19 protein-coding genes are annotated in these 20,562 nt (G+C 60.7%); 16 read left to right on the forward strand and 3 right to left on the reverse strand.

Translation table 11 applies throughout. From position 1 onward, the window contains the following. The first annotated feature begins 10 nt into the window (after positions 1-10). The 4 genes from WBQ96_RS02210 to WBQ96_RS02225 are packed head-to-tail and all read left to right on the forward strand — an operon-like array spanning position 11 to position 3,421. Positions 11-814, forward strand: a complete 804-nt coding sequence (locus WBQ96_RS02210; RefSeq protein ID WP_165117054.1) for an ABC transporter ATP-binding protein — start codon at positions 11-13, stop codon at positions 812-814. Beyond that, a complete protein-coding gene (locus tag WBQ96_RS02215; RefSeq protein ID WP_165117052.1) occupies positions 807-1,547 on the forward strand; it encodes an ABC transporter ATP-binding protein in 741 nt (246 codons plus the stop codon). Before WBQ96_RS02210 ends, WBQ96_RS02215 begins: the two co-directional genes overlap by 8 nt. A gap of 6 nt (positions 1,548-1,553) precedes the next feature. After that, on the forward strand, positions 1,554-2,441 hold the full coding sequence (locus WBQ96_RS02220) for a branched-chain amino acid ABC transporter permease (RefSeq protein ID WP_165117050.1): 888 nt from the start codon (positions 1,554-1,556) through the stop codon (positions 2,439-2,441). Next, on the forward strand, positions 2,438-3,421 hold the full coding sequence (locus WBQ96_RS02225) for a branched-chain amino acid ABC transporter permease (protein WP_336546667.1): 984 nt from the start codon (positions 2,438-2,440) through the stop codon (positions 3,419-3,421). Before WBQ96_RS02220 ends, WBQ96_RS02225 begins: the two co-directional genes overlap by 4 nt. Before the next feature lie 132 nt (positions 3,422-3,553). Here the strand turns inward: WBQ96_RS02225 and WBQ96_RS02230 are convergent, their stop codons facing one another. Beyond that, positions 3,554-4,333, reverse strand: a complete 780-nt coding sequence (locus WBQ96_RS02230) for an IclR family transcriptional regulator (RefSeq protein WP_165117046.1) — start codon at positions 4,331-4,333, stop codon at positions 3,554-3,556. Positions 4,334-4,517: 184 nt separating this feature from the next. Here WBQ96_RS02230 and WBQ96_RS02235 point away from each other — a divergent pair, with 184 nt between their 5' ends. The 10 genes from WBQ96_RS02235 (at position 4,518) to paaG (ending at position 15,089) form a co-directional block, all read left to right on the forward strand. Further along, positions 4,518-5,831 carry an LLM class flavin-dependent oxidoreductase gene (locus WBQ96_RS02235; protein ID WP_165117044.1) on the forward strand — a complete coding sequence of 438 codons (1,314 nt, stop codon included), beginning with the start codon at positions 4,518-4,520 and terminating at the stop codon, positions 5,829-5,831. A gap of 24 nt (positions 5,832-5,855) precedes the next feature. After that, positions 5,856-6,611, forward strand: a complete 756-nt coding sequence (locus tag WBQ96_RS02240; RefSeq protein WP_165117042.1) for an SDR family NAD(P)-dependent oxidoreductase — start codon at positions 5,856-5,858, stop codon at positions 6,609-6,611. Between the two features lie 92 nt (positions 6,612-6,703). Beyond that, entirely contained in the window at positions 6,704-7,936 is a 1,233-nt protein-coding gene (locus tag WBQ96_RS02245) for an ABC transporter substrate-binding protein (protein ID WP_246245712.1), read from the forward strand. An 85-nt stretch (positions 7,937-8,021) separates the two neighbouring features. Continuing rightward, positions 8,022-8,927, forward strand: coding sequence for an SMP-30/gluconolactonase/LRE family protein (locus tag WBQ96_RS02250; RefSeq protein WP_165117040.1), 906 nt, complete (start codon positions 8,022-8,024; stop codon positions 8,925-8,927). Then, entirely contained in the window at positions 8,924-11,035 is a 2,112-nt protein-coding gene (locus WBQ96_RS02255; RefSeq protein ID WP_205826626.1) for an acetate--CoA ligase family protein, read from the forward strand. The genes WBQ96_RS02250 and WBQ96_RS02255 overlap by 4 nt, the downstream gene beginning before the upstream one ends. Positions 11,036-11,044: 9 nt before the next feature. Next, positions 11,045-11,584 (forward strand): nuclear transport factor 2 family protein, encoded by a 540-nt coding sequence (locus tag WBQ96_RS02260; protein ID WP_165117038.1) that lies wholly within the window; start codon positions 11,045-11,047, stop codon positions 11,582-11,584. A 113-nt stretch (positions 11,585-11,697) separates the two neighbouring features. Beyond that, positions 11,698-12,294: a flavin reductase family protein gene (locus WBQ96_RS02265; protein WP_205826625.1), complete on the forward strand. Its 597-nt coding sequence runs from the start codon at positions 11,698-11,700 to the stop codon at positions 12,292-12,294. Positions 12,295-12,353: 59 nt separating this feature from the next. Further along, positions 12,354-13,958: an SDR family oxidoreductase gene (locus WBQ96_RS02270; RefSeq protein WP_336546661.1), complete on the forward strand. Its 1,605-nt coding sequence runs from the start codon at positions 12,354-12,356 to the stop codon at positions 13,956-13,958. Then, positions 13,955-14,254 (forward strand): hypothetical protein, encoded by a 300-nt coding sequence (locus tag WBQ96_RS02275; protein ID WP_336546659.1) that lies wholly within the window; start codon positions 13,955-13,957, stop codon positions 14,252-14,254. Before WBQ96_RS02270 ends, WBQ96_RS02275 begins: the two co-directional genes overlap by 4 nt. A gap of 37 nt (positions 14,255-14,291) precedes the next feature. Then, entirely contained in the window at positions 14,292-15,089 is a 798-nt protein-coding gene (gene paaG, locus WBQ96_RS02280; protein ID WP_165117032.1) for a 2-(1,2-epoxy-1,2-dihydrophenyl)acetyl-CoA isomerase PaaG, read from the forward strand. Between the two features lie 61 nt (positions 15,090-15,150). Here the strand turns inward: paaG and WBQ96_RS02285 are convergent, their stop codons facing one another. Both WBQ96_RS02285 and WBQ96_RS02290 read right to left on the reverse strand, forming a co-directional pair. Further along, entirely contained in the window at positions 15,151-16,878 is a 1,728-nt protein-coding gene (locus WBQ96_RS02285) for a M28 family peptidase (protein WP_165117030.1), read from the reverse strand. Between the two features lie 252 nt (positions 16,879-17,130). Further along, on the reverse strand, positions 17,131-17,934 hold the full coding sequence (locus tag WBQ96_RS02290; RefSeq protein WP_165117028.1) for an IclR family transcriptional regulator: 804 nt from the start codon (positions 17,932-17,934) through the stop codon (positions 17,131-17,133). 124 nt (positions 17,935-18,058) lie between these two features. Here WBQ96_RS02290 and WBQ96_RS02295 point away from each other — a divergent pair, with 124 nt between their 5' ends. Beyond that, positions 18,059-18,814: an aspartate/glutamate racemase family protein gene (locus WBQ96_RS02295; RefSeq protein WP_165117026.1), complete on the forward strand. Its 756-nt coding sequence runs from the start codon at positions 18,059-18,061 to the stop codon at positions 18,812-18,814. A gap of 48 nt (positions 18,815-18,862) precedes the next feature. Next, complete coding sequence (locus tag WBQ96_RS02300) at positions 18,863-20,518, forward strand: ABC transporter substrate-binding protein (protein WP_119921205.1); 1,656 nt, start codon at positions 18,863-18,865, stop codon at positions 20,516-20,518. Positions 20,519-20,562: the final 44 nt, after the last annotated feature.

The following is a 20,562-nucleotide window of genomic DNA, read 5'->3' on the forward strand; positions in this document are numbered from 1 at the left end:
GAGGAGTTGGATGTCCATACACGCCGAGGCGATAAGAGCGCCCGACGTTGCAAACTTTGAGCAGTCGGACAACGTCCTGGTTGCCGAGGGGTTGACGAAGTTCTTTGCCGGTTTTGCCGCGGTGAAGGATGTGAACCTGTCGGTGCGGCGGGGCTCCATCCACGCGCTGATCGGGCCGAACGGCGCAGGCAAGACGACGTGCTTCAATCTTCTGACCAAGACGCTGTCGCCGAGCAGCGGGCGCATCCTGTTCGATGGCGATGACATTTCTGCGCTGCGTTCCTCGCAGGTGGCGCGGCGCGGGCTGGTGCGGTCCTTTCAGATTTCGGCGACTTTTCCGAACCTGACCGCGCTGGAAAATGTGCGTGTCGCGTTGCAGTCGCGCTTTGGTGCGGCCTATCACTTCTGGCGGTCGCTCACCGCCGTTGCGCCGTTGAACAAACGTGCTCAAGAACTGCTCGAACAGGTCGGATTGGCCGACAGCCGCAACGTCGCTGCTGCGGAACTTTCCTACGGCAAGAAGCGCGCGCTGGAGATCGCCACCACGCTGGCGCTCGAACCGATCGTGTTGCTGCTGGACGAGCCGACGGCCGGCATGGGCCATGAGGACATCGAGCCTATCACCAGGCTGATCAAAGCCGCAGCCGTGGGGCGCACGGTGCTGTTGGTCGAGCATAATCTCTCGGTCGTCTCCAACCTTTGCGATCGCATCACCGTGTTGCAGCACGGCCAGACTCTCGCCGAGGGCTCTTACGCCGAGGTGTCGGGCAATCCGGCGGTGATCTCGGCCTATATGGGAGGCATCGATGAATAGTCGTGTCGTCGCGGCGGAAGACAGCCGGCTGGCGTCGGCGATGCTGTCCATCGAGAACCTCAGTGCCTGGTATGCCGAGTCCCGCGTTCTGCACGGCATGTCGTTCGATGTCCGTGAGGGCGAGGTACTGACCTTGATCGGCCGCAACGGCGCCGGCAAGACCACCACGCTGCGCTCCATCATGGGCGTGGTGCGCAAGCGCACCGGGTCCATTCGGCTTGGCGCAGAGGAATTAATCGGCAAGCGAACCTATGAAATCGCGCGCAAGGGCATCGCCTATTGTCCGGAGGAGAGGGCTATCTTCGCCTCGCTCTCGGTGCGCGAGAACCTTCTGCTGCCGCCGGTGCTGCGATCGGGCGGTATGTCGAACGAAGGGCTCTTCAAGGCGTTCCCCAATCTCCAGGCGCGAGCGGCAAGCCAGGGCACGAAACTTTCCGGCGGCGAGCAGCAGATGCTTGCGATCGCGCGCATCCTTCGCACGGGCTCGCGCCTGCTGCTGCTCGACGAACCGAGCGAGGGGCTGGCGCCAGTGGTCGTGAAAGAGATCGGCGAACTCATCCTGCGTCTCAAGCAGCAGGGTTTCACCATCGTGCTTGTCGAACAGAATCTGCGCTTCGCCAAAAAAGTCGCGGATCGTCACGTCGTCGTCGAGAACGGCAAGGTGGCCGACGTGCTGACCGCCGCCGATCTCGAAAGCGGCATGGACCGTGTTCAATCCTATCTGGGCGTGTGAGGCATTATGTTCGAGAACATCACATCGCAGCTTCTCTTTGGCCAGATACTGCTCGGGCTCATCAACGGTTCCTTCTACGCCATGCTCAGCATGGGCCTGGCGATCATCTTCGGGCTGATGAATGTCGTGAACTTCGCCCATGGCGCGCAATACATGCTTGGTGCCTTCGTCGCCTGGCTGCTGCTGACCTTTCTCGGCGTGCCCTATTGGGGCGCGCTGGTCATCGCGCCGATCGCAGTGGCGCTTCTCGGCATGCTGATGGAACGGCTGCTGCTCAGGAGGTTGCAGAACCTCGATCATCTCTACGGCCTGCTTGCCACCTATGCCGTATCGCTGATCGTTGAAGGCCTGATACGCCAGCGCTATGGCTCTACAGGTATTCCCTATGACAATCCCATGCCTGGCGGCATGAATCTCGGTTTCATGTTCCTGCCTTACTACCGCGTTTGGGTGGTGGTGTTCTCACTCGTCACCTGCATCGGAACCTGGTTGCTGATCGAACACACCAAGCTCGGCGCCTATCTGCGGGCGGCCAACGAAAACCCGAACATCGTCGAGGCTTTCGGCATCAACGTCCCCAAGATGGTGACGCTGACCTACGGCTTCGGCGTTGGCCTTGCGGCACTTAGCGGCGTACTTGCTGCGCCGATCTACCAGGTGTCGCCTTCGATGGGATCGAATGTGATGATCGTCGTCTTCGCCGTCGTCGTCATCGGCGGCATGGGCTCGATCGTCGGCGCCATGGCCACCGGCTACATGCTGGGCATCGTCGAAGGGCTGACCAAGGTTCTCTATCCCGAGGCTGCCAGCGTGGTGATCTTTCTGTTCATGATCGTCGCGCTGTTCATGCGGCCCTCAGGCATCTTCTCCGGCCGCAGTGAGGGCGCGCGATGAACCCGAAGCTGATCATCATTCTTGTTGCGGCGGCGCTTGCGATCGCTGCACCATTCTTCGTCTATCCGGTTCTTTTGATGACGATCCTTTGTTTCGTCATCTTCGCCTGTTCGTTCAACCTGCTCCTTGGTTATACGGGGCTGCTCTGTTTCGGTCATGCCATGTTCTTCGGCGGGGCGGCCTACATCACCGGGCAGATACTCAAGACAACCAGTATCTCGGTGGAGGTCGCCATACTGTGTGGCGCGCTGGCAGCCGGCCTGCTCGGTCTGGTCATCGGCCAGCTTTCGATCCGCCGGCAGGGCATCCAGTTTGCGATGATCACGCTCGCCTTCTCGCAGCTCGTCTATTTCGTCCTGCTGCAGATGGAGTTCACCGGCGGCGAAAACGGCATGCAGGGCATTCCGCGCAATCCGCTTTTCGGACTCGTCGAAGTGCGCGACAGCTTCAGCTTCTACTATGTTATCCTGGCACTTTCAGCAGTCGCGGTCTTTGCCTTCTACAGGATCGTGCACTCGCCCTTCGGCGAGGTACTGAAGGCTATCCGCGACAACGAGGCGCGTGTGGAATCGCTCGGCTTCGATCCGGAAAAATTCAAGCTCGTCGCCTTCACCCTGTCGGCCACCATGGCTGGTCTCGCCGGGGCGATGAAGGCGACGGTTTTCCAGTTCGCGACCTTGACCGACCTGTCGTGGCCGGTTTCCGGCGAGGTCATTCTCATGACGCTGCTCGGCGGGTTGGGAACACTCACAGGTCCGATGTTCGGCGCTGCAATCATCATCCTGATGAACGATCATCTGGCCGGGTTTGGCGAATGGGCATTGATCGGACAGGGCGTCATCCTGCTGGTAGTCATCGTCTTCTTCAGGCGTGGCTTTGTCGGCGAGATTGGCGCTCTCATGAAATATCTTGCGCGGCGCGGGAAAAAACCGTCGGCAGCACTGGTCACCGCAAAGCCGGTAGTCGAGCAGTCGCGCTAGAAGTTCGCCCTCAGCCGGCAGGATGAGGGCGAAACCGACTAAAGCTGTCACGCCGTGCGGCAGCTTTAGTCTTGTTCTACCGCATGTCGTTATCCCAAAACCGCTACGCACTTTTGGGCGACAAGCTTTATCTCAGAACTCGATGTCGATCGGCTGGTCGAATGGATTATCAGGTTTCACCGCTTTCACGGCTCGCTGGAGGACGGTTAGGTAGCGATCATGGTTTTGGCGGATGCGCTCGGCGGCACCTCCAAGTCCCAGCACAACCGGTTGGTTCTGAATAGTGACGGGCAACAGAATGCAGATGGTTCCACCGCCCAGGAAGGGAACGCCCTCGGCCGAACAATAACCTTTGCCGCGGATCTGGCGGATGTGTTCCATCATTTCGGGAATCTTGACGCGTTCCGAGTTCTTTTCGGTCGCGATATTGGCGCGCCGGACAATGTTGTCGATCTTGTCGTCGGGCATGGTCGACATCAGAAGCCAGCCGAGCGCCGATTGGGTGAGGGGACGCAGCGTGCCCTCGTCGACATGAAAACGCAGTGCGTGGACCGACTGGATGATCTGGACATATTGCAGATAGACGTCGTTCTTGGTGCCGATCGAAACCGTCTCGCCGGTCGCGGCATGAACATCGTGCATGGTCTCCAGAATGCGGCTCGTGCCGAACAGTGCGCGGGGGATCCAGTCGCCTAGGGAAGTCACTTTCGGTGTCGGAAAGTAGAGCCGTTCGCGGCGGTCGAAATTCAGGTAGCCGAGTGCGATCAGTGTCTTGAGAAGAACGGTCGTGCTTGACTGCGGATAGCCTAGCGACAGCGCAATCTCGGACATCGCACGCGGCTGCCTAACCCTTTTGAAAAATTCAAGAATTTCGACGGCGCGCGTCGCCGACTTGACCTGTGACAACTGCATCTAAGCTCCTCCCAGAGCATCGCCATTATTCACGGATGTGAAACTGTACAGCACGTACGAAATGTATTTGGCGCGCTCCAACTGCGCATGACATGGTGCCTCCAGTCAAGGCCGATGTGGTTCTCAAGCACGGCAAAGAAGACGCGGAGCTTTAGTCGGCTACCGGCGTTGCAGGAGGAAATTCATGAAGCTTGGAGTCTTTTACGAACATCAGTTGCCGCGTCCCTGGAAAGAGGGCAGCGAGCAGAAGTTGTTCAACGATGCGCTCGATCAGATCGAACTGGCCGACCGTCTCGGCTTTGACCATATGTGGGAAGTCGAGCACCATTTCCTCGAGGAATACTCGCACTCATCGGCGCCGGAGGTTTTCCTCGGCGCGGTGACGCAGCGGACCAAGAACATACGCATTGGCCACGGCATTTGTCTGTCCTCGCCGAACTACAATCATCCCGCACGGGTCGCCGAGCGTCTGGCGACGCTCGATATCCTGTCGGGTGGCCGCCTCGAATGGGGCACGGGCGAATCCGGTTCGCTGATCGAGATGCACGGCTTTGGCATCGAGCCCGAACAGAAGACCGCGATGTGGCGCGAAGGCGTCGAGCAGACGGCCAACATGATGACGATGAACCCCTATCCCGGTTACGAGGGGCAGTTCTTCTCCATGCCGGTCCGCAACATCGTGCCGAAGCCGGTTCAGAAGCTGCATCCACCGATCTGGATGGCCTGCTCGCGCCGCGAGAGCATCCTGCGTGCCGCCCGCAATGGCGTCGGCGCGCTGGTGTTCGGCTTCGTCGAAGCCTCGCAGGCCAAGGCATGGCGCGACGAATATTACGCCATCATCAAGTCCGACGAATGCGTGCCGATCGGCCATACGGTGAACGCCAATTTCGCCACGCTGAACGGCATGATGGTTCATGAAAACCATGACGAAGCAGTGCGACGCGGCCTCGATGGGTTCCGTTTCTTTGGCTATTCGATCGCCCACTACGCCGTTTACGGCGAGCATCGTCCGGGTCGCACCGATCTCTGGAGGCGGTTCCAGACGATCAAGGATGACATGAAGGAGACGCCGGGTTCCGGCAGCATCGGCACGCCGAAAAGCGTGCGCGAGCATCTGAAAACCTACGCGGACGTCGGTGTCGACCAGATGATATTCATTCAGCAATCCGGCATGAACAAGCACGAGCATATCTGCGAGGCGATGGAGCTTTTCGCCAGCGAAGTGATGCCTGAGTTGAAGGAGCGCGAGGACGAGCGCGTCAAGAAGAAGGAAGAGGAACTGGCTCCCTTCGTCGAGGCAGCCCTTGCCCGCAAGCCGCGCATGGCCGAACTCACCGAAGAAGAGATCCCCAACGTCGAATCGATCGGCATCGTGCTGGAGCGTCGCGCCGGCAAGGACTACGCGACGGCCGGCGGCGTCTACGCCGACCCGACCCGTGGCGGTGCCATCCCCATGGCGTCGCGTGCCACCTTCGCCAAGGCGGCGAAGGTCGGCTGAGCGATTGTTGTCGGGAGGATTACAATGCGAAGACTTGAAGGGCGCGTCGCGCTCGTGACCGGTGGAGGGCGCGGCATTGGCCGCGCCATCTCCGAGGCTTTTGCCCGGGAGGGCGCATCTGTCGGCATATTCGACCTGAAGGCGGAAATCGCCGAAGAGGCCGCAAATGCCATCAACGAGACCGGCGGACGAGCCGTCGGCCTCGTCGGCAATGCCGCCAAGCGCGCCGAGGTTTTCGATGCAGTCGCCAAACTGCGGGATCATTTCGGCCCGGTGACGATCCTTGTTAACAATGCGATGTGGAATCGCTACGGCCCTCTTCAAGATCAGACGGAAGAGATGATCGGCCGCATGATTGACGTCGGTTTCAAGGGCGTGATCTGGGGTTATCAGGCCGTGCTAGACGGCATGACCGAGGCCGGGGGTGGTGCGATCGTCAACATTGCTTCGCCCTCCGCGGTCCTCGCGATGAACCACGGCATCATGTACAGCGGCGTCAAGGCCGGCGTGCTCGGCGTCACCCGGTCGGGGGCTGCGGAATTCGGGCCGCGCAACATTCGCGTCAACGCCATCGCGCCTGGCCCGACGCCAACGGATGGCGCTAATTTGGTCGTTAGCGAAGAAGCCTGGGAGCGTCGGCGTGCCCGCGTCCCGATCGGCCGGCTCGGCCAGCCCAAGGACATAGCCAACGCCGCCGTGTTCCTCGCCAGCGAGGAGTCCAGCTTCGTCACCGGCGACATGCTCTTCGTCGATGGAGGCATCACCTACGCATTTTCGTAACTGCAGCCGGCGCGAATGCCATTCGGGAGGAATGGCTCCGTGAAGAGGGTCCGCGGAGGATCATCGGAGCTAAAAATGGGAGGAGAATAGACATGGTCATATCGACAAAGCGTACAGCCTATGCAGCGTTTCTTGCGGCAACGACGATGTTCGCCGCAGTGACAGCGCATGCGGACGGCATTTCCGGCGACGTCATCAAAATCGGCATCATGAACGACCAGTCGGGGCCGTATGCCGACAATGCCGGTCCGGGTGCCGTGGCTGCCGCGCGCCTGGCGATCGAGGATGCCGGCGGTACGGTCAACGGCAAGAAGATCGAGATCGTCGTTGCCGACGACCAGAACAAGCCCGATGTCGGTGTCGCTGCGGCACTTAAATGGGTCGATGAAGAGGGTGTCGACGCCATCTTTGGCGGCTCTGCCTCGTCCATCGCGCTCGCCATCCAGGACATCATGAAGGAACGCAAGAAACCCTATATGCTCGTCGCTACCGCCGCATCGGCTTTGACCGACAGCGCCTGCTCACCAATGGCAACGCAATGGGTCCAGGATACTTATGCGCTTCCCAAGGCGACTGTGAAGTCGCTTCTCGGGCAAGGCCTCGACACCTGGTATTTCCTGACCGTCGATTACACCTTCGGCAAAGCCTGGCAGGCTGATACGACGAAGTTCATCGAGCAGGGCGGCGGCAAGGTTCTCGGCTCTGTCCTGCATCCGCTGAACTCGACCGACTTCTCGTCCTATCTGTTGCAGGCGCAGGCGAGCGGCGCGAAGGTCGTCGCTTTCGCCAACTCGGGTGCCGACTTTGCCAATGCCATGAAGCAGGCGCAGGAGTTCGGCCTGTCGGAAGGCGGCCAGAAGCTTGCGCCGCTCGGCCTGTTCATCAACCAGACCCACGGCATCGGATTGCAGATCCTGCAGAACGTGCGGCTGACGACACCATTCTACTGGGATCGTACTGACGAGACCCGCGGTTTCGCCAAGCGTTTTCAGGCAGTCTACAACGACCGCATCCCCAATGAGGCGCAGGCTGCAACCTACAGTGCGGTCAACCACTACCTCAAGGCGATTGCAGCGGCAGGCACCGACGAGGGCGTCGCCGTGATGGCCAAGATGAAGGAAATCCCGGTCAATGATTTCGAGATGAAGGATGTGAAGATCCGGGCCGACGGGCAGGTAATGCGGCCGCTCTATGCCGTCCGCATCAAGTCGCCGGACGAGTCGAAATATCCTTATGACTACTATGAGATCACCGAGACCGTTGCCGCCGAAGATGCGTGGCGGCCGGTTTCGGAAAGCTCCTGTGATCTCCTGAAGTCGCAGTAACCCATCCCAAGGATGCGGCGGAGATATCCATTCCGCCGCACCACTTGGCGTCACGCCAACCTAAAGCCGCCCTCAAGGACAATCGATGTCGCTGCGTGTGAGCCGAATATCGACAAGGCCCGATCAGCTTGGCGAAAGCCCGGTCTGGGATTGGCAGCGCCAGCGCCTCTATTGGGTGGACGGTGTTTCGCGGCTTGTCCGCAGCTACGATCCGTCGACAGGCGCCTTTGACGAATGGACCCTCCCATCCATGGTGGGCTCCATTGCGTTGGGCAAAGGGGACACATTGGTCGCGGGGCTCACTGACGGCATCTATTTGCTCGACCTGACCACCGGTGAAGTGGTGCCGGTATTCAAGCCGGAACCGGCCGATCCGCGTATCCGCTTCAATGACGGCAAGACAGATCGTCAAGGCCGATTTCTATGCGGCAGCATGGGCGTTCATGCCGACCCGCTGGGGCAGCTTTTCCGTGTCGGGGCCGATGGCTCCAATGCCATTCTTGCCAATGGCATCCGCATTTCAAACACGCTCTGCTTTAGCCCAGACGGCGAAACGATGTATTTCGCCGACAGCCTGGATCGCGCCATCCGCGCCTATCGCTACGACGCCGGCGATGACGCCGTCAGCGAGGCGCGTATCCTCGTTGATACCGAACCCTACAATTCCGGCCCGGACGGCGCCACAGTCGATGCCGACGGCTGCCTGTGGGTGGCGCTCGTACAGGTCGGCAAGATCGCCCGTTTCACGCCGCAAGGCGAGCTTGACCGCTTGATCGATGCGCCGACCGACATGCCTTCATCCGTGGCGTTCGGAGGTGCCGACATGTCGACGCTCTATGTGACATCGATCAAGGATTCCGGTTCCGGCCGTGCCATCTCGCGCCATCCGGACGGGGGATATCTTTTCGCCATCGAAGGCCTTGGCGTTTCGGGTCTTCCCGAAGCGCGCTTCGGCGAAGCCGCTGCTCGACCGGACACGAAAGTACAATGATGCTTCATCGTAACAGCTCTCTTTCCCCGCTTCTTGCGCCGCGCTCCATCGCGCTCATCGGCGCCTCCGAAAACGTCGCGCGCATCGGCGGGCGACCGTTGCGCTATCTGCGCGAAGCAGGGTTCAAGGGCGCGGTCTATCCGGTCAACCCCAACCGTGAGACGGTGCAGGGTTTCAAGTCCTACGCCTCCGTCGGAGTTCTGCCGGAAACGCCGGATGTGGCGATCCTTGCCGTTCCGTCCAGTGGCACAATCCAGGCGCTCAGAGAATGCGCCGAGCGTCACGTGAAGGCGGCAATCATCTTTTCGGCGGGCTTTGCCGAAACCGGCGATGAAGGCCGCGCCATGCAGGACGAGATTGCCGGCATCGCGCGCGAAAGCGGCATGCGCGTGCTCGGTCCAAATTGTCTTGGCGTGTTCAATGCGGCTACCGGCTATTACGGTACGTTCTCTGCGATCCTCGACACCGAATTCGTCAAGCCGGGCCCGGTTGCCATCATCTCGCAGAGCGGCGCCTATGGCTCCCACATCGCTCATCTTGCGCGCCAGCGCGGTCTTGGCATTAGCCACTGGATCACCACCGGCAATGAGTGCGACATCGACGTTGCCGAAGCGCTGCAATGGGTGGTCGGCCAACCCGATACCAATGTCGTGATCGCCTATGCCGAGGGCATTCGCAACCGCGACGTCTTCCTCGAAGCGCTGGACACCGCGCGGGCGAAGGAAAAGGCGATCGTCTTCATGAAGGTCGGTCGCTCTGAGGTCGGCGCGCATGCGGTGAGTTCGCATACGGCTGCCCTTGCCGGCTCCGATGCCGTCTTCGATGCCGTCTTCCGCCAATATGGCGTCTATCGTGCGCGCACGACGGCCGAGCAGCTTGACGTGGCTTACGCCTGTTCGCGCGGCATCTATCCGGCTGGAGACAGGCTCGGCATCTTCACGCTTTCCGGCGGCTTCGGCATCCAGATGGCGGACGATGCCGCACTTGCAGGGCTTGACGTCTCGCCCATGCCCGATGCGGCGCAGGAAGAGCTGAAGGCGATGCTGCCTTATGCCTCGCCGCGCAATCCGGTCGATGCGACCGCGCAGGCGCTGACCGACCTGCCGCTGATGACGAGCTATATCCGCGCCATGCTGGAAAAGGGCGGCTACGACATGTTCGCCGGTATTTTCGGCAGCGGACCGGCTAGCCCGACCTTCGCCGTTTCCCTGCGCCAGGCCCTGGAGGGCGCAACGGCCGGGCAGGGAGGCCGCATCCTCTCGCTCACCATGTCGGCGTCGTCCGAGATCGTCCGCTCCTACGAGGAAAAAGGGTTTCTGGTCTTCGAGGATGGTTCCGCGCTGGTCAACGCGCTCGGTGCGCTGGCCCATTTCCGCAAAAGCTTCGATGCGGTGAAGCGTGCAACCGAAACCCTTGAAGAGGCACCGCGCCTTTCGCTGGATGGTGATACCTTTAGCGAATATGGCGCAAAGTCGGTGTTGGCGAAGGCGGGCATCGCCTTTCCCAGGGAGGCGCTGGTACGGCCGGATGAGGATGCCGGTGCCGCCGCCGCTACGATCGGTTTTCCGGTTGTGCTGAAAATTTCCTCGCCCGACATCGCCCACAAGACAGAGATTGGCGGCGTCATCGTCGGCGTGAAGGATGAGGACGAGGCACGGCACGCGGCCCGGACGATTCTCGACCGGGTTCGTGAAAAACGCCCGGACGCATTGATCGAAGGATTGATCGTGTCACCGATGATCACCGGCGGCGTCGAGACCATTGCCGGCGTTGTCCGCGATCCCGTCTTCGGCCCTATGGTGATGTTCGGGCTCGGCGGTGTCTTCGTCGAAGTGCTGAAGGACGTTACCTTCCGCGTCGCGCCGTTCGACAGGACCGAGGCACACCGCATGATCCGAGAGATCCGCGGTTTTGCCATGCTGGAAGGCGTGCGCGGTGCGCCGCCCGCCGATATTGATGCGCTGGCCGAGATGCTTTCCACGCTGTCGCGTTTCGCAGCGGCGAATGCCGACATGATTGAAAGCATCGATCTCAATCCGGTACTGGTGCTGCCGGAAGGCAAGGGCGTGGCGCTGCTCGATGCGCTTCTGGTGTTGCGGAAAGATTAGGGAAAGACGATGGCGAACGAAGACAAAAGGCTGACCGAACTCCTCGACCGCGAGGCCATCCGCGACTGTATCTATCGCTATTGCCGCGGCATCGATCGTGCCGACGAGGCGTCGCTGCGCAGTTCCTACTGGCCGGATGCGACCGATCGGCACGGCGCCTATTCGGGGCCTGTGGAGGGCTTCTTCCAATGGGTGCTGGAAGCCTTCAAGACCAATCCGCGCAACATCCATCAGGTCAGTAACATCCTGATCGAGTTCAAGGACGAAGCATCCGCCGTGGTGGAGACTTACTTCAATGCACTTCAGCGTGGTGCGGGGCGAGATGGCGTCACACGCCAGTTCCTGCTTGCTGGCCGTTACGCCGATCTGTTCGAGAAGCGTGATGGGGAGTGGCGCGTCAAGCAACGTGTCGTCGCCTATGATTGGGTCGAAGAGCAGCCGGTGCCGGAAGGCTCCGAGGAGGCCCGTTTCGGAGTCCGGCAGCCTGTCGGTGCGAAGTTCCCCGCCGACCCGATCTACGAGCTTCTCGGTCGTTCCAATGCTTCATGAATGTGAAACTCTCCTTCACACAAGTGAAGGGGTTGAACGAGGAAAGCGTTGCATCACAATGATCTCCACAACCGGTGCACAAAACGACAGCGCCGATATGGAGACCGAAAATCATGGCCGCTCACAACGCTCACGCGCCGGAACTTTCGCAGTCACGGATGTCCAGCGCCATGCCCCACACGATTGAGGCATCCGCGGAGGTGGCCGACATGAGAGAGAACGGGATTGTCAGCGATGCGGAATTCAAGACCGTCATGCGGCAGGTCGTCTCGTCTGTTGCGGTTATCACGGCGCGTTCGGGCAAGCTGCGCAACGGCCTGACGGCGACCGCCGTCTGTTCTGTGTCGGCCGAGCCGCCGACGATGTTGGTTTGTGTCAACCGCAGCGCCACAGCTGAAAAGATCATTGCCGACAGCGGCAGCTTTGCCATCAATTTCCTTACCGAGGAGCAGCATGGCATTGCCCGGCTGTTCTCGACTTCAAAGCTGGGCTCGGAAGAGCGCTTTCGCGAGGGAAAATGGTTGAGCATGATTACCGGCGCGCCGGTACTCGACGGTGCCGTTGCGAGCTTCGATTGCCGCGTGGAGGACCGTATCCTGTCCGGTACGCACCATATTTATATCGGCCGCGTGCTGGCGGTAACGTCGTTGGACCAGGATGCACTTCTCTACCGTGACGGTTCGTTCCGCCGCCTCGCAACAGTTGGTTGAGCCGGCTCACTTGACGTCCTGAAGCCAAGGCCAAGCAGATTTCCGGAAGGAGTAAATCGATGGAGAATTCAGGGCGCGTCGTAGTCATCACAGGTGCTGCCGGCGGTATCGGCAAGGCGCTGCTCGACGCATTTCACCGTGACGGCGACACGATCGCGGCGGTCGATCTTGCTGGAACGAATGTAGCCGATCTCGCAAACGCGCTTGATGCAAGGCATGCCGGCTTTCACTGCGACGTCTCGTCGGAAGCGGAGATCATCGCGCTTTTCGCGGAGATCGAAGCCCGCTTCGGCAGAATAGACGCATTGGTCAACAATGCAGCACTCGGGCCGACCATGGCCGCGACTGTGGACACCGATGTGACATCATTCCGCAAGGCGCTGCGCATCAATCTTCTCGGACCCTTCGTGCTGGCGCGAGAGGCCGCAAGGCGTATGACCGGCGGTGGGGTTATCGTCAACATAGCTTCGCTTGCCGGCGTGCTCGGCAATCCCAAGCGCAACGCCTATGCAGCCTCCAAGGCGGGCCTGATTTCGGTGACACGGTCGCTGGCCTGCGAATGGGCCGGGCGCGGCATCCGGGTCTCAGCGGTGGCGCCGGGCTATGTGCGCACGCCGATGGTTGCTGAACTGGAGCGAACCGGCAAGACCAACCTGGATCTCGTTCGTCGCCGCGTGCCGATGGGGCGCATGGCGCGCCCGGACGAGATTGCTTCCGCCGCTCGTTTTCTTGCATCACCGGCTGCGCGCTATGTGACCGGCTCGATCCTGTCGGTCGACGGCGGCTGGCTATCCTTCAATCAGCCTGGCGACGCGCATCCTCCCGTCAGCGGCACGCCCGAGACCGAACTTGCGAAGCCCGCGGTTGAACGGCGTGAGCGCGTCGTGCTGGTGACGGGCGGTGCCAAGGGCATAGGCGAGGCATTGGCGCGAAGGTTCGCGGTCTCGGGCGACACCATTGTCATTGCCGACAAGGATGCCGAAGGTGCAGCACGTGTTGCTCGTTCTCTTGGGCCGAAGCATCTTTCCCATGCTCTCGACATCGCCTCCGAAGAGGCGGTTCTGGACCTGTTCGCTACAATAAAGCAGCGGTTCGGCAGGCTCGACATACTGGTCAACAATGCCGCAATTGCCGATGGCTTTCTGCCTGCCCTCGACCAGATGTCGGCTGATCTCGAAAAGGTGCTGGATGTGAACGTCACGGGCGCCTTTTTGTGCGCGCGCGAGGCGGTGCGGCTGATGGGAGATGCCGGCGGCGTCATCCTCAATCTCGGTTCGATCAACACCTTCCTGCCCTTTGCGCCACGCCACGCCTATGGCGCGTCGAAGGCGGCAATCGACATACTGACACGGTGCATGGCAGCCGAGCTTGGCCCTGCCGGCATTCGCACCGCGACGATCGCGCCGGGCTATATTCGCACGCCCGGGGTTGCGGCACTCGAAGCCGCCGGCAAGATCGACACGAAAGCAATCCGCCGGCGCATTCCTCTCGGCGATATGGGCCGGCCGGAAGATATCGCCGAGGCCGCCTATTTCCTGGCCTCGGACGAAGCGTCCTACATCAATGGCTCGATCCTCTATGTCGACGGTGGCTGGACGTCTTTCGGCAATGCCGGAGACGCTAGCGAAATCGCGGAAGAGGAACTTCAGGGGGCAGCTGAATGATCGTCGAATATTCCAGTGGGGGCGGATTGCGCCTGACGGAAGCGGAAGATTTCCGCAAGTTCAAGGTTCTGCTGAAAGGCGCTTTCGGCACAACGCGGCCCTACATCGACGGCTTGACCTTTGTCGATGACGACAATGCCTTGGTTGGGATGGGCATGGTTCCGGCGCTGGCCGGCACCATGGCGAATGAGCAATGGCGTACCCGATTTGACGAGATGGTGGCCGCCGCCGCAAAACACGGCTGGCTCGACGCGGACAGCAACGCCATACGCGCCCATGTCGAGCGGCAGGACTGATTGTCATCTTGGCGTTCGCCGGAAATGAGGAGCGGTGATGGCAACGACAGAACGGGATCCGATTCTGGTTGAGCAGGACGCGGGCGTTGTCGTCATTACGCTCAATCGGCCAGACAAGCTCAATTCGTTCAATGGCGAGATGCATCGGCGACTGCTTGCTGCACTGACGAAGGCAGGCGAGGATCCGGAATGCCGCGCGGTCATGCTGACCGGGGCAGGGCGCGCCTTCTCGGCAGGGCAGGATCTTTCCGAGCGTGTCTTCGAGGAAGGCGTCGCGCCCGATCTCTCCGAAAGTCTCAAGAAAAACTACAATCCGCTGGTGCGGATAATCCGGGAGCTTGAAAAGCCGGTGCTGGCGGCAGTTAACGGCGTGGCCGCCGGAGCTGGAGCGAACATCGCGCTTGCCTGCGATATCGTTATCGCTGCGCGGTCTGCTCGCTTCATTCAGTCGTTCTCGAAGATCGGCCTTGTTCCCGATTCGGGCGGAACCTGGACCTTGCCGCGACTGATTGGCGACGCGCGGGCGCGGGCGCTGGCTTTCCTGGCCGAGCCGATCTATGCCGAGCTTGCCGCCGAATGGGGCATGATCTGGAAAGCGGTCGATGACGATCTTCTGCATGTGGAAGCACGAAAACTCAGCGCGCATCTGGCCAGCCAGCCGACCCGCAGCTTCGCGTTGATGAAGAAGGCCTTCCTGCAGTCGGCGGTTCAAACATTTGACCAGCAGCTCGATCTGGAAGCGCAGCTTCAAGGCGAGGCGGGCCAGACTGAAGATTATCGAACAGGCGTCTCGTCGTTTCGGGCTAAGCAGTCGCCCGTTTTTAAAGGGCGATAGATAGAAATCATTCTGAAGAGATCAGTGGCCCGCCCGGCAATTCGGGCGGGCCACTGGCATATCAACCTGCCACGAGTTCGATGTGGCGGCGTGCCTGTCGCAAGGCCGATATCAGGCGGTTCTGGCCGCGCACCAGCTGGGTCTTGGCGAAGCCGAGCGTCACCTCGTCATGGCTGTCGAGATCGGCAGCGGCTGCGATGGAAGGCAGCGGCGGGATCGTCAGTGCCGGGTCGTGGCGGAAGCGGTTTACACGCGTGAAGTTGATCGGCACGAGGATGCGCGCAAGGTCCTGAATGACGGTATTGGCCGCTTTCGGTTCGATGCTCTTGTCTGCGACGCGGGCGTAGAAGGCTTCGAGTGCCTCGGACAGTTCGGCAACAGCCTTGCGGGACGCCGACAGGTCGAACCGGTCGCCGGCCTTGGCCTGATACCCGGCAACGGTGGCTGCGAATTCACGCGCTGTCGCCCGCCAGTCGAAGGGCAGATACTCCGCGTTGGCGTTGCGCAGCACGGCCAGAAGATAGACCTTGATATCGCGCAGAAGAATATCCTTGTCGGCGATTTCGAGGATGTCGTTCTCCGTGTGCCAGGCGATGTTGCCGCCGCAACCGCCGACTGTGTAGTAGCCCTTCTCTTCGCGCAGGACGTCCGGCATGGTCGACGACAGCATCAGGTAGCTCGAGATGCCGATGTTGTTGAAGGAATAGTCACCGGCGCGGTGCGGGCGTTCGCCTTCGATAACCTTGCCAGCCACTTCCTGAATGACGTCGGCGAGGAAATCCTCGGTTTCGCTCATCCGGCACAGATTGATGAACTCGCTTGCCCAGCGGCAGCCGGGGCTGTCGCAATTGACCTGCGAGACCGCGTTTTCTTCCAGATCGAGCGCAAAGGCGTCCGAGAACCAGGTCGAGCCGGCATAGCGGCCCGTCGAGTGGCCCGGCCACCAGCAGATGCGCACGGAGCGCTTCAGGCTGCCGCGGTTTTCCCAGAGCACGCGCGCGATCTCCAGCATCGTCGCGTCACCTGTCGCGTTGTCGCCGACGCCGACATCCCAGCTGTCCAGATGCCCGTGCAGGAAGACGTATTTTTCTGGCTCTTCCGTGCCCTTGATGAAGACTTCCGGCAGCTTGGAGGTGAACCAGCCTTCTTCCATCTCGGTGAAGATCGTGACCTTGCCGCCGGCATTGGCGATCTCGATCAGCGCTTCGCCTGTGGGCTTGTTGACGGCCACCGCCGGGATATTGGGCTTGCGTGGCAGATCGTCCAGATCGGGCGTGCCCCAGACCGTGGTGCAGATGCCCCAGTGAACGTCGATGCCGGGATTGATGCCGATGACGCCGATGGCGCCGAGTTCTTCATATTGCGAGATCAGGCCGGGGCTGGCGAAGCCTTCGGACATCACGATCTTGCCGCGAACGAGGTCGGCCAGCTCCTGGGTCGACTCCACCTTCTGCTCGAACATGTCGGTGATCATCGCGTTGTGACGCGCGCCGACATAGACGATCTGGCCCTCTAGGCCGTTGCGGGCATCGAGGCTGTATGCCGGCGGCTTGGCGCGGAACGTCTTGCCGCCCGCTTCGACGCGGGCCAGTCCGGGCAGGCTGAGATAAAGGCTCGGCTCGTGAACCGTAACTTCGACGCCGTGCTTCCTGAGACGCGACACCACCTCGTCCATGCCGCGGTTCACATCAGTCGGGTGTTCGCGCTTGAAGGTCGAGAAGCTTTCGACGAGAGCCCAGGGCTCGTCGAGCGAGACGGCTGCGAGAATTTCGGTTTCGAGTTTGTTCATCGGCTGGCTCCCATTGTGTTTTCCTGAATGAAACACTGTTTCATAACGAAATTGAAAGCTAACAGAGGAGATTGCGCCTCGCAAGCCGCCATCGCATCGAAGCAGCAGAGGCAGCCGTCAAGGCTCTGGAGGCATGATCAGAGATCGTGCTCGCAGGTGCGCGACGCCGCTGGGTACGGCAGAGCCGTGACCCATCGATTGCGCGGATTTTTCAGCCGAAAATGAAGGCGAGGGGTAGCTTCGATGCTGCCTTCAGGAAGCGGCGGGCAGTGCCGCTGTTTCAGTGCGATGCAGCGACAGCTTGGAAGATATTTCAGCGGCTGCATCCATGGCCGCCCGGATATAGGTCCCGCGTCGTTCCTCATCAAAGCGCACCATCGCGCCGGCCACTGAGATCGCCGCGATCACTTCGCCATTCGCGCCGACGATTGGTGCTGCCACCGAAAAGGCACCGTCGTCGAGATCGTTCGTTGCAATGTTGTGGCCATTGGCGCGAATGCGGTTCAGGGTCTGGAGCAGTTTTTCGGGGTCGGTGATCGTATAGGGTGTGAAGGCTTCGAGCGGATTGGCAAGCACCGCGTTGATAACGGATTCGTCACAATAGGCGAGCAGGCAGAGCGATCCGCCCCCGGCATGCAGAGGCCCGTTCCGACCGGCCTGGGCGAAGAGCCTTATCGAATGATGGCCGGCGCGTGTGGCCAGGACAAGCGAGCGCAGCCCCTCGCGCACGACCAGGTTGACGTTCTCGGATGTGCGGTCCCGCAGCGTGTCCATAACCGGGCGTGCGGCAAAGAGCAGGCTGCCATCGCGGCCTACCCGCTCGCCGAGAACACCTATGCGATAGCCGAGAGAATAGACGGCATGTTCGGGGTCACGAAAGACGAAGCCGCGGTCTTCCAGCGTCTGCAGGAGGCGAAAAACGATCGATTTGGTCAATCCCAGCGACTTCGACAAGGAGGTGACCCCCTGGCCCGGCTTGTCGGCCAGCGCTTCCAGAACGAGCAGCGCCCGGTCGACTGCCGCGATCTTGTAGTCGTTGGTACTGGTGTCATTCATCGATGGCGATCCTCCTGGTTGATTATCGTTGTCTGTTCGGCTGTTGCAATATTGCAGATTTGTGATTTACTCAATTTAGAAACGGAAACAGTGTTTCATCTAATAAAACAATGAGGGGTCGTCAATGCGCATCGCTTATGTGGTTCCTGGTCCGATGTCGAAAGGTCCGATGGGCCTCAAGGAGATGCGAAGGCGCGAGGCGCTGCTGAACTCCTGGGCTTTCACTGGAACCGAGGTCTCTGTCGTCGATGTGCCAAACGGACCTGCATCGATCGAGTCGGCCTACGAGGAAGCGCTCTGCGTTCCGGCAACCATCGACCTCATCATGAAGTGCGAACGGGAAGGCTTCGACGCCGCCATCATCGGTTGCTTCGGCGATCCGGGCCTTGAGGCGGCGCGCGAACTCGTGACGATGCCCGTCGTTGGGCCGTGCGAGAGCTCGCTCCTTCTCGCGGCGAGCCTTGGGCACAAATTCTCCGTCCTGACCGTTTTCGACAGTCTGATCGCCGGGCAGGAACTGCTCGCCTACAAGGCCGGCGTCCGTGACAAGCTAGCCTCCGTCCGCGCCACCGGGATTCCCGTGCTGGAGCTGATGAAGGATCCGGAGAAGACGAAAGCACGCCTCATCGCGGTAGCTGAGCTGTGCGTGAAGCAGGACCGCGCGGACGCTTTTCTTTTCGGCTGCATGACGATGTCCTTTCTCGATCTTGCGGATGAGATTTCGGCAGCCGTCGGGGCGCCTGCCGTCAATGCCGGCAAGGCCGCGCTCAAACAAGCTGAGATGCTGGTTTCGATGGGGCTTTCCCATTCGAAAACCGCTTTCCCCACACCTGCGAAAATGCTGGCTGGCCAGTCTTTCGAGGCAATGCGCGTGGCGTGAGCCGGGCGCCAACTAGAAAACAAGAAACCACTCCAGAGGAGAATAAGCATGAAATCCACCTGTAGGGCGGTCATGGCGACTGCGTTTCTGGCGCTTGCCGCCGCCGCTTCGCCGGCGATGGCCGGTGATCCCATCCGAACCATTGAAATATTAAGCCGTCCGCAGGCATCCCAGCCGCAGGAATTCCAGTCAATCCAGCTCATTGCCCAGGAATGGCGCAAGCTTGGTCTCACTGTAAACGTCCGGGTCATGCCGTGGGAGCAGATGTCGGATGTCGTCTGGTACCAGCGCGCGGACTGGGACTCGACCGCCTGGCAGATGGTTGGCCGTCCGGAGCGTTCTGATCCCGATGAGATCATCTACAACCTGTTCCATTCCTCGACGGCAGAGAAGGGCTACAACTTCATCGGCTACCAGAACCCGGAGTATGATGCGGTGGCCGAGGCGCAGCGCGGTGAGATCGATCCGGAAAAGCGCAAGGCGATGGTGTTCGAGGCGCAGGAACTGCTTGCCCGCGACCAGCCCAACATGATGCTGGTCCACCCCAAGCAGACCTTTGCCTTCGACAAGACCGTGTGGAAGCCGGAGTCCATCGTCGACCAGAGCGGCATCGGCATCCGCAACACCTGGACCTTCATGGCGCTTGAACCTCTGGGCGAAAAGAAGGACATCGTCCTCAACTCGAGCGACAATGTTAAGGCCATCAACCCGCTCTATATCTCCGGCGGTGTCGACAGCTGGGTGTTCGAACTGGTCTATGACCGGCTCATTCGCGTCGGGCCGGATGGCCTGCCGAAGGCATGGGCAGCCGAAAGCTACGAATGGAAGGGCGACAAGACCGTCGCGGTCAAGCTGCGCGAAGGCATGAAGTGGCATGACGGCAAGCCGGTCACGCCCGAGGACGTGAAATTCTCATTCGAGGCGATCGTCAGTGGTGAGGCGCCGATGTATGCGCCGTTCGGCAGCAACATCGAAAGCATCGCGATCGATGGGCAGGTCATCACCTTCACGCTCAAGAAACCGGCCGCATCCTTCGTCACCTCCAGCCTTGCCAAGGTCAACCTCATACCCAAGCATGTTTGGGAGCCGATCATCGAGGACCTGAAGACCAAGGAGGCGAACGCCGAAAGCTATCAGGAAAAGACGCCGATCGGTTCCGGCCCGTACAAGTTCGAACGTTGGCTGACCAATGAGGAGATCGTGCTCAGCGCCAACAAGGAGCATTTCAATGCGCCCAAGGCCGACCGTTGGATCCTGCGCATCGTGCCGAATGTCGAGGCAGCCCTCGGCATGCTGCGTTCTGGCGAACTTAACTTTCTCGGCGAGTTCTCGGGTGATCCTAAAGTCCTGATTGATGCGGCCAAGCAGGATGGCGACCTCGAGGTCGTGTCGACCGTCGAGATGGGCTTCCGCTATGTCGCCTTCAACGAACGCCGTCCCCCGTTCAACGATGTGGCGTTCCGCCGTGCCCTGTCGGCTGCCGTCGATCGCCGGCTGATCGTCAATGCCGCCTATCGCGGCTTTGCCGTGCCGTCAAACTCGGTCATCTCGCCATCGCTCGAATTCTGGTACGATCCCAAGACATTGGCCGAACTTAAGACCGGCCACGATGTTGCAGCCGGGATGCTCGAGGAAGCAGGCTACACGCTTGATGGCGGAAAGCTGCACTATCCCGGCGACACCAAGGAAACGCTGGCGAAATAGGTTGCAGAGCGGCGCGCCGGATATGCGCCGCGCCGCCCTTCCCG

The organism is Mesorhizobium sp. CCNWLY176 (assembly GCF_037153935.1).
Lineage (GTDB): Bacteria > Pseudomonadota > Alphaproteobacteria > Rhizobiales > Rhizobiaceae > Mesorhizobium_M > Mesorhizobium_M zhangyense.

Bases quoted from the DNA above. Each gene is read 5' to 3' on its own strand.
- WBQ96_RS02210 (WP_165117054.1), top strand. From the start codon at position 11: ATGTCCATACACGCCGAGGCGATAAGAGCGCCCGACGTTGCAAACTTT.
- WBQ96_RS02215 (WP_165117052.1), top strand. From the start codon at position 807: ATGAATAGTCGTGTCGTCGCGGCGGAAGACAGCCGGCTGGCGTCGGCG.
- WBQ96_RS02220 (WP_165117050.1), top strand. From the start codon at position 1,554: ATGTTCGAGAACATCACATCGCAGCTTCTCTTTGGCCAGATACTGCTC.
- WBQ96_RS02225 (WP_336546667.1), top strand. From the start codon at position 2,438: ATGAACCCGAAGCTGATCATCATTCTTGTTGCGGCGGCGCTTGCGATC.
- WBQ96_RS02230 (WP_165117046.1), bottom strand. From the start codon at position 4,333: ATGCAGTTGTCACAGGTCAAGTCGGCGACGCGCGCCGTCGAAATTCTT.
- WBQ96_RS02235 (WP_165117044.1), top strand. From the start codon at position 4,518: ATGAAGCTTGGAGTCTTTTACGAACATCAGTTGCCGCGTCCCTGGAAA.
- WBQ96_RS02240 (WP_165117042.1), top strand. From the start codon at position 5,856: ATGCGAAGACTTGAAGGGCGCGTCGCGCTCGTGACCGGTGGAGGGCGC.
- WBQ96_RS02245 (WP_246245712.1), top strand. From the start codon at position 6,704: ATGGTCATATCGACAAAGCGTACAGCCTATGCAGCGTTTCTTGCGGCA.
- WBQ96_RS02250 (WP_165117040.1), top strand. From the start codon at position 8,022: ATGTCGCTGCGTGTGAGCCGAATATCGACAAGGCCCGATCAGCTTGGC.
- WBQ96_RS02255 (WP_205826626.1), top strand. From the start codon at position 8,924: ATGATGCTTCATCGTAACAGCTCTCTTTCCCCGCTTCTTGCGCCGCGC.
- WBQ96_RS02260 (WP_165117038.1), top strand. From the start codon at position 11,045: ATGGCGAACGAAGACAAAAGGCTGACCGAACTCCTCGACCGCGAGGCC.
- WBQ96_RS02265 (WP_205826625.1), top strand. From the start codon at position 11,698: ATGGCCGCTCACAACGCTCACGCGCCGGAACTTTCGCAGTCACGGATG.
- WBQ96_RS02270 (WP_336546661.1), top strand. From the start codon at position 12,354: ATGGAGAATTCAGGGCGCGTCGTAGTCATCACAGGTGCTGCCGGCGGT.
- WBQ96_RS02275 (WP_336546659.1), top strand. From the start codon at position 13,955: ATGATCGTCGAATATTCCAGTGGGGGCGGATTGCGCCTGACGGAAGCG.
- paaG (WP_165117032.1), top strand. From the start codon at position 14,292: ATGGCAACGACAGAACGGGATCCGATTCTGGTTGAGCAGGACGCGGGC.
- WBQ96_RS02285 (WP_165117030.1), bottom strand. From the start codon at position 16,878: ATGAACAAACTCGAAACCGAAATTCTCGCAGCCGTCTCGCTCGACGAG.
- WBQ96_RS02290 (WP_165117028.1), bottom strand. From the start codon at position 17,934: ATGAATGACACCAGTACCAACGACTACAAGATCGCGGCAGTCGACCGG.
- WBQ96_RS02295 (WP_165117026.1), top strand. From the start codon at position 18,059: ATGCGCATCGCTTATGTGGTTCCTGGTCCGATGTCGAAAGGTCCGATG.
- WBQ96_RS02300 (WP_119921205.1), top strand. From the start codon at position 18,863: ATGAAATCCACCTGTAGGGCGGTCATGGCGACTGCGTTTCTGGCGCTT.